This is a genomic window from Xanthomonas sp. MUS 060, from assembly GCF_000963215.1.
Classification (GTDB): domain Bacteria; phylum Pseudomonadota; class Gammaproteobacteria; order Xanthomonadales; family Xanthomonadaceae; genus Xanthomonas_A.
In genome coordinates this window covers 1-6367 of the sequence record NZ_JZIM01000045.1, presented here as the reverse complement: position 1 = coordinate 6367, position 6367 = coordinate 1, and the positions used below count along the sequence as shown (strand labels likewise).

General features: G+C 58.9%; 10 protein-coding genes. 2 read left to right on the top strand and 8 right to left on the bottom strand.

Annotated features, from left to right (window positions below):
- Positions 1-191: 191 nt before the first annotated feature.
- From XANALMUS060_RS17810 to XANALMUS060_RS16355, 3 genes are all read right to left on the bottom strand, one after another.
- The gene (locus XANALMUS060_RS17810; protein ID WP_235430578.1) at positions 192-614 is read right to left on the bottom strand and encodes a hypothetical protein; all 423 of its coding nucleotides are present in this window, start codon (positions 612-614) and stop codon (positions 192-194) included.
- Between the two features lie 133 nt (positions 615-747).
- Positions 748-975 (bottom strand): hypothetical protein, encoded by a 228-nt coding sequence (locus XANALMUS060_RS16360; protein WP_052688232.1) that lies wholly within the window; start codon positions 973-975, stop codon positions 748-750.
- A gap of 14 nt (positions 976-989) precedes the next feature.
- Positions 990-1427, bottom strand: coding sequence for a hypothetical protein (locus XANALMUS060_RS16355; protein WP_045726749.1), 438 nt, complete (start codon positions 1425-1427; stop codon positions 990-992).
- Between the two features lie 721 nt (positions 1428-2148).
- Here XANALMUS060_RS16355 and XANALMUS060_RS16350 point away from each other — a divergent pair.
- Together XANALMUS060_RS16350 and XANALMUS060_RS20215 are read left to right on the top strand one after the other, a co-directional pair.
- Positions 2149-2808: a hypothetical protein gene (locus XANALMUS060_RS16350; RefSeq protein ID WP_200894083.1), complete on the top strand. Its 660-nt coding sequence runs from the start codon at positions 2149-2151 to the stop codon at positions 2806-2808.
- A 1-nt stretch (position 2809) separates the two neighbouring features.
- Positions 2810-3028: a hypothetical protein gene (locus XANALMUS060_RS20215; RefSeq protein WP_152640575.1), complete on the top strand. Its 219-nt coding sequence runs from the start codon at positions 2810-2812 to the stop codon at positions 3026-3028.
- A 67-nt stretch (positions 3029-3095) separates the two neighbouring features.
- On the opposite strand, the gene XANALMUS060_RS19165 is transcribed toward XANALMUS060_RS20215, so the two are convergent.
- Genes XANALMUS060_RS19165 through XANALMUS060_RS20210 form a run of 5 tightly spaced genes read right to left on the bottom strand, consistent with a single transcriptional unit; the run spans position 3096 to position 6030 of the window.
- Entirely contained in the window at positions 3096-4124 is a 1029-nt protein-coding gene (locus tag XANALMUS060_RS19165) for a head-tail connector protein (protein ID WP_082065219.1), read from the bottom strand.
- Positions 4124-4573, bottom strand: coding sequence for a hypothetical protein (locus tag XANALMUS060_RS16335; RefSeq protein ID WP_045739348.1), 450 nt, complete (start codon positions 4571-4573; stop codon positions 4124-4126). The genes XANALMUS060_RS19165 and XANALMUS060_RS16335 overlap by 1 nt, the downstream gene beginning before the upstream one ends.
- Positions 4570-5028, bottom strand: a complete 459-nt coding sequence (locus tag XANALMUS060_RS17805; RefSeq protein ID WP_082065218.1) for a head-tail connector protein — start codon at positions 5026-5028, stop codon at positions 4570-4572. The genes XANALMUS060_RS16335 and XANALMUS060_RS17805 overlap by 4 nt, the downstream gene beginning before the upstream one ends.
- Positions 5028-5567 carry a hypothetical protein gene (locus XANALMUS060_RS16325; RefSeq protein ID WP_045739347.1) on the bottom strand — a complete coding sequence of 180 codons (540 nt, stop codon included), beginning with the start codon at positions 5565-5567 and terminating at the stop codon, positions 5028-5030. The genes XANALMUS060_RS17805 and XANALMUS060_RS16325 overlap by 1 nt, the downstream gene beginning before the upstream one ends.
- Positions 5521-6030 (bottom strand): hypothetical protein, encoded by a 510-nt coding sequence (locus tag XANALMUS060_RS20210; protein WP_152640574.1) that lies wholly within the window; start codon positions 6028-6030, stop codon positions 5521-5523. Before XANALMUS060_RS20210 ends, XANALMUS060_RS16325 begins: the two co-directional genes overlap by 47 nt.
- Between the last annotated feature and the right edge of the window lie 337 nt (positions 6031-6367).

Genomic DNA, 6367 nt, shown 5'->3' with positions numbered 1-6367 from the left:
GGAATGGCGTACATATTTGGCTCCAATGCAAAGTGCCCGCGACGACCTGCAGCCGTGGCGGGCGGTGATGAACAACGTTGCAGACCTGTGCGATGGCGTACATATTTGGCTCCAATGCAAAGTGCCCGCGACGACCTGCAGCCGTGGCGGGCGGTGATGAACAACGTTGCAGACCTGTGCGATCAATCAACTCACGGAACGGAAAGGTTGAATTCAACGCGCCCATCCGGCCCGTGCTCACGCGGTGCGGGCACGGTGGACTGTGCGAGATCGCTGTTGGGGTTGGCCGGATAGGTGGCGGTGGGATCGAAGATGGGCGTGCCGACGTCGACGTCGAGGTTGACGGCCGAGCCGGGTAACCATTGGCCTTGAGCATCCTCGATGCCGAAGGTGGGCAACGTGCTCAATGCACCGGCTTCCCAACCATCGCTGGCACCAATCCACATGTGCGCGCCGAATTCGAACTGATACCAAAGTCGGGCGCGATCCATCGCCAGCAGGCTACCGCCCTCATAGAAGAGGCCGTTGTAGTCGGTTGCCGGATTGACGGTGTTGACGGGGCCGGGTACCCAGCCAAGCAGGGCACGCCAAATTTCGGCTCGGATGGCATGCACACCGTCGCAGGCATGTTGTCCCTTTTCGTCGGTCCGGACGGGGCCGGGTACCCAGCCAAGCAGGGCACGCCAAATTTCGGCTCGGATGGCATGCACACCGTCGCAGGCATGTTGTCCCTTTTCGTCGGTCCGGTTATCCAGTCAGTGCCACGATCACGCCGAAGCTGTCGGTCATGTCCTGTCCGACGGCGTTGAGGGCCGTCGGAGGTTCGGGCCTGTCGTCCAGCGGAATCACAAAAGCGCACGGGACCGGCAGTGCGCTGGCTTCTTGCACCGGCTTGAATTGAGCGGCACCGGCCACCCGGCCACTCAACGATGGGCACAGCGCGCGCAATTGCGCGACGATGCGTTCGAGCTGCATGGTGTCTGCCGGTCTCAGCGAGGACGCAGCGCCTGGCGTAGCGCATCACGTACTTGTTCGCGGATCTGGTTGCCGCGATTGGCCAGGGCGGTGGTCATGAAGTTGCCGCGCGCGCGGATGTTGCGTGTCGTGCTGCCATAGAACAGCACGGCCGGGTAATAAAAGTTGCCGGGGATGGCACGCACGCCCACCTTGATCCAGCCGCCCTTGGAGCCTTTGCCGATGACACCGATTGCGCGACGCATGGCACCGGTCACTTGGCCGGGGAATTCGCCAGGTTCGGAGACTACCCGTGCTGACACTAGGGTGCGCGCCTCCTTGCGCACGACGGCTGCGCCCTTGACCAAGGCACGGCGCATGGCCTTGCGGTCGTAGTCGATGGTGCGATGAAATTTCAAACCGACGTATAGCTGTATGCCGGCGATCTGTCCCTGTGTACTGTCGTGTTCCATTGTCAACAACAACCTCAAGCTGACCCACCTTGATCGCTGATCAGCAACTTAGAGTTGACCCACCTTGATGGGTTTAGCCGTGAGACGAGTCAATAACCTCGGCCGTTAACGATTGCGTGGCAGCAAGAGGAGGTGATAGGTATCTCGGTAAGGGCCCTGCGGGGCCCTTGTGTTTTCTGCCACGCAGATCGAAACGCCCTCTCCCCCGCCCCCCACTCCTGGAGTACATAGAGCACCACGAGCACGCAAGCACTTGGAGAACTTCGAGCACCGCATCTCTGATATAAAGCATTGTTATATGAGACGAGTCAATAACCTCGGCCGTTAACGATTGCGTGGCAGCAAGAGGAGGTGATAGGTATCTCGGTAAGGGCCCTGCGGGGCCCTTGTGTTTTCTGCCACGCAGATCGAAACGCCCTCTCCCCCGCCCCCCACTCCTGGAGTACATAGAGCACCACGAGCACGCAAGCACTTGGAGAACTTCGAGCACCGCATCTCTGATATAAAGCATTGTTATATATGTATGGAAATTACATGGTACATGGAAAAATTGCGTGGAATCACGCAATTCAGATTAGTCAGGCGCGCCGAAACGCTGGGGATGAGGCTGTAAAAGGCTGTCAAAAATTGGGTAAGAGTGCACTATCTGGCGCTTACTTACGGGTATCAATCCGAACATCCTTGGTGCTTAATGGTCACGTCGAACAACACGCGATGAGCCATGGCAACGAAGAAGCAAATCCAGACCAAGCGCCTCACCATGGTCGAACGCGCCAAAGAACAAATGGAAAAGCACTTCCCAGACCATGATCGGCTACCGCTATGGAACCGGAAGGAAAACGACGGGTATTCGACCATCCCGCGCACGCTCCCCATTGCTATGCAGGCAATTGACGCACTATCAAAGGGCAATCCAGGGGGGCATACCCTCTTTTGCCTTTGGGCACGCGCTCCAGACCATCCGTTTATCGTCATTGATTCACCAACCACATACGCTGCAGAGGCAGGTTTCACCGGAGAGCGAGCGAGCGACACTTGGCGCCGCCGCATGAAGCAGCTTAGGGAGCTTGGTTTCATTCGATCAAAGAAAGGCACAAGTGGGGATTTCCACTACGTCCTCCTTCTAAACCCTAATATTGCGCTCAATAAACTTAAGGAGGCTGGCCATTTGCAAGAGTCCCTGGTAGATCGTTTTGATGAACGCTTGAATGAAATTGGCGCAAAACGTGACTTGCAGGAATACAAAGAGAAGCTGGAAGATCTGGGCGAGGATGAGTGCCAGGAATCAGAAGAGCCCAAGGAAAATATAACTGTCAGGCCAGAAAAAACCAAGCGGCGTGCAATCAAGAAGGCTGGTGATAGCCAGGAAGAGGATAGTTAACATGTCCAACCCCAATGAATCGCCGCCAAAGGGGCTGGAGCGCTTCGCCCAACGGGCTGCAGCGCCATACTGTGCCTTCAAGGATGACGAAGCACGGCTGCACGCACTGATGTCGCGCGATGCTCGGTTTGTACTCATTGCCGTAGTTTTTGCACTCACCGGCGCCCCCCTTGATGTGCCATGGCGCAGCTTAATGTTGGCCGTCCTATCTCTATTCTAGATGAGCGCAACTAACCATTATGCATTGGTTGGTCAGATTAAAAGTGCAGGTGACACCATTGTCGTTCTCAGGCAATGGGAGCGCCAAGCACCATCGCATCGATGACGCCCAGGTCCTTGGTGGTGATGCGGATGAAAAGGTCCGCATCCTGGAAATTTTGTGCATCGAGGATGCGATAGCGATGCCTGCGGTACTCGATCACCCGGTCTTGCGAAAAGTAATCGGCTGTCGTTTCGGTGCTGTAGCGCACCCAGAAATAGTGCGTGGGCTCTTCGGCGGTGGTGACTCCCATGCGTGATGCGATTCCACGAATGGGTTCGACCTTGGCCCAGCGGCTGATTGCCGCATCGAAGAGCGCGTCGATGTTGAAGTTGATGTTCGGCGCGTCCGTCCAGCGACAGATCACGATGCGCCGATTGAGTTCTCCGGTATCGGGCAGCAGGAATGCTTCACTCATAGCAAGACAATCCGGTAAGGGTCCAACAGCACATCGACGTAAGGCAGCTTGCTCATGTTCCCGCGCGTAAATGCCACCTCGCCACGCTGGTTGTAGAGGCTGTCCACACGCAACTTGATCCAGTGTTTGATGCCCTCGGGTACCTGGGTGGAGTCTGCGTAACCTGCGAGGAACTGGACATTGACCGCGCCGATCTGCGGTAGGGTTGGTTGCCAGGTCTGGCCGAAGATCGGTGTGATACGTGTGGAGGTCATCGGTGGAGGTCACCACGTAGTCCGTGGGCGGCAGCGTGACGAGATTGCGATTCATGTCTTGGTAGACGATTGACGTCACGGCTTGCACCGGCCCCTTGGCAATGAGGATGGCGTGTTCGGGGATGGAGTAAGTCGTACCTGCCGGCACGCCCATCAGGCTCGGACCTGGGAAAGCGTCCAGCACTAGATTCCAGGTGGCCGAGAGCAACTGACGGTTGGTCAGTGTCTCGGCCATCTGCCTGGCGCTGCTGATGAGTGCCAGGATGAGCGCGTCGTCCTCAGCGACGTCCACGCGCAGGTGCAGTTTGACTTGCTCCAGTGAGACCGGCTCGGCGATGCCCGTAAAGGCATCCACTGCCGGTGGTGTCACCAGATGGAATGGCATCAGCCTGGGGTGGCAGTACTTGCCGAGGTGTTATCCGGTGGCGTGGTCGCAGGCAGATCGGTTGGTGCAGTTGGTGCGCTCGTTGATGCATCCGTGTCCTGCGTGTTGACCGGCGCAGACGCTGCCACCTCGGCGGTGACACACGCGGTGTCGGTTGCTGAGGTGGGCGTGATGTCGGCGATTGCCGTTGGGTTTGCAACCGCAGTGTAGTCAGCACACGGCGTTGCCGCCGAGTTGGGGGCTGTGGCACTGGGGTCATTGGCTGCGGTCGCGCCGTCGGTACTGGCAATGCTGGTGACAGTGACACCACTGTCAGTGGCTTGGCCCGGCGTTGCTGCGCTGGTCTGTGCCGAGGTGTCGGTGTCGCTGGCGTGTTGCGGCACCGATCCGGGCACCGGACTTTGGTCGGTCTGTGGGGCGTCGGTGCGTGTGGCGGTGACATCGATCACCACAATCTGAGCGTGTCCGGCTTCGACGTGGGCGAGGGTTTCGTCATTGGCAGGATAGGTCTGGTCTCATCGGTGGAGGTCACCACGTAGTCCGTGGGCGGCAGCGTGACGAGATTGCGATTCATGTCTTGGTAGACGATTGACGTCACGGCTTGCACCGGCCCCTTGGCAATGAGGATGGCGTGTTCGGGGATGGAGTAAGTCGTACCTGCCGGCACGCCCATCAGGCTCGGACCTGGGAAAGCGTCCAGCACTAGATTCCAGGTGGCCGAGAGCAACTGACGGTTGGTCAGTGTCTCGGCCATCTGCCTGGCGCTGCTGATGAGTGCCAGGATGAGCGCGTCGTCCTCAGCGACGTCCACGCGCAGGTGCAGTTTGACTTGCTCCAGTGAGACCGGCTCGGCGATGCCCGTAAAGGCATCCACTGCCGGTGGTGTCACCAGATGGAATGGCATCAGCCTGGGGTGGCAGTACTTGCCGAGGTGTTATCCGGTGGCGTGGTCGCAGGCAGATCGGTTGGTGCAGTTGGTGCGCTCGTTGATGCATCCGTGTCCTGCGTGTTGACCGGCGCAGACGCTGCCACCTCGGCGGTGACACACGCGGTGTCGGTTGCTGAGGTGGGCGTGATGTCGGCGATTGCCGTTGGGTTTGCAACCGCAGTGTAGTCAGCACACGGCGTTGCCGCCGAGTTGGGGGCTGTGGCACTGGGGTCATTGGCTGCGGTCGCGCCGTCGGTACTGGCAATGCTGGTGACAGTGACACCACTGTCAGTGGCTTGGCCCGGCGTTGCTGCGCTGGTCTGTGCCGAGGTGTCGGTGTCGCTGGCGTGTTGCGGCACCGATCCGGGCACCGGACTTTGGTCGGTCTGTGGGGCGTCGGTGCGTGTGGCGGTGACATCGATCACCACAATCTGAGCGTGTCCGGCTTCGACGTGGGCGAGGGTTTCGTCATTGGCAGGATAGGTCTGGTCCTTTGCGTACTTGACGCATTGCATGCATGCCTGCGCCGTTGACGTGGAAGAAGTCGGTGAAATAGCGGACGAGGTCCATGGGCCTGCGCCGTTGACGTGGAAGAAGTCGGTGAAATAGCGGACGAGGTCCATGGAAAAACTCCTTTGATAAGGGTGGAGCGGTTGGGGTGAACGGTATCGATGAGGGCAGATCCAAGATCAGCCGGTGATCTGCAAGCAAGACGGATGCAGCGTTGAGAGCGCTGGCAGGTTCGAAACGTGGATTGATGCCCAGCAGCAGACCAGCGATGGGGCCGACGGAGGAGAGCGTGATTTGCAATTGCACGAAGGCGTAGCCGTTGTTGGTGTCGAGTTCATCGACCGAGCAATCGATCAGCGCCTGCAGGTTGGCCGCATTGCCGATGGTGATCGGCGTCAGCGCTTTGGCTTGGCCGTTGGCACCAGTGATTGGTTTGGCGTTGGTGCCTGTGGTGTCGAGTGCTTGCAATAGCTGTGCGTTCAGCAGCGATGGGGCCGACGGAGGAGAGCGTGATTTGCAATTGCACGAAGGCGTAGCCGTTGTTGGTGTCGAGTTCATCGACCGAGCAATCGATCAGCGCCTGCAGGTTGGCCGCATTGCCGATGGTGATCGGCGTCAGCGCTTTGGCTTGGCCGTTGGCACCAGTGATTGGTTTGGCGTTGGTGCCTGTGGTGTCGAGTGCTTGCAATAGCTGTGCGTTCAGCACGCCGCCTACGTTGGCACCGATCACGATCAATGCCAGCAGGCGATGGACGTTGCTGACAGTGATCCAGTCGGTTTGCGCAGTATTGGGGTTGACGGGGCT

What these genes read in the sequence shown, in the direction of transcription:
- XANALMUS060_RS19165 (WP_082065219.1), bottom strand. Translation starts at nt 4,124, where the DNA reads ATGCCATTCCATCTGGTGACACCACCGGCAGTGGATGCCTTTACGGGC.
- XANALMUS060_RS16350 (WP_200894083.1), top strand. Translation starts at nt 2,149, where the DNA reads ATGGCAACGAAGAAGCAAATCCAGACCAAGCGCCTCACCATGGTCGAA.
- XANALMUS060_RS16360 (WP_052688232.1), bottom strand. Translation starts at nt 975, where the DNA reads ATGCAGCTCGAACGCATCGTCGCGCAATTGCGCGCGCTGTGCCCATCG.
- XANALMUS060_RS16325 (WP_045739347.1), bottom strand. Translation starts at nt 5,567, where the DNA reads ATGCAATGCGTCAAGTACGCAAAGGACCAGACCTATCCTGCCAATGAC.
- XANALMUS060_RS16355 (WP_045726749.1), bottom strand. Translation starts at nt 1,427, where the DNA reads ATGGAACACGACAGTACACAGGGACAGATCGCCGGCATACAGCTATAC.
- XANALMUS060_RS20215 (WP_152640575.1), top strand. Translation starts at nt 2,810, where the DNA reads ATGTCCAACCCCAATGAATCGCCGCCAAAGGGGCTGGAGCGCTTCGCC.
- XANALMUS060_RS17805 (WP_082065218.1), bottom strand. Translation starts at nt 5,028, where the DNA reads ATGCCATTCCATCTGGTGACACCACCGGCAGTGGATGCCTTTACGGGC.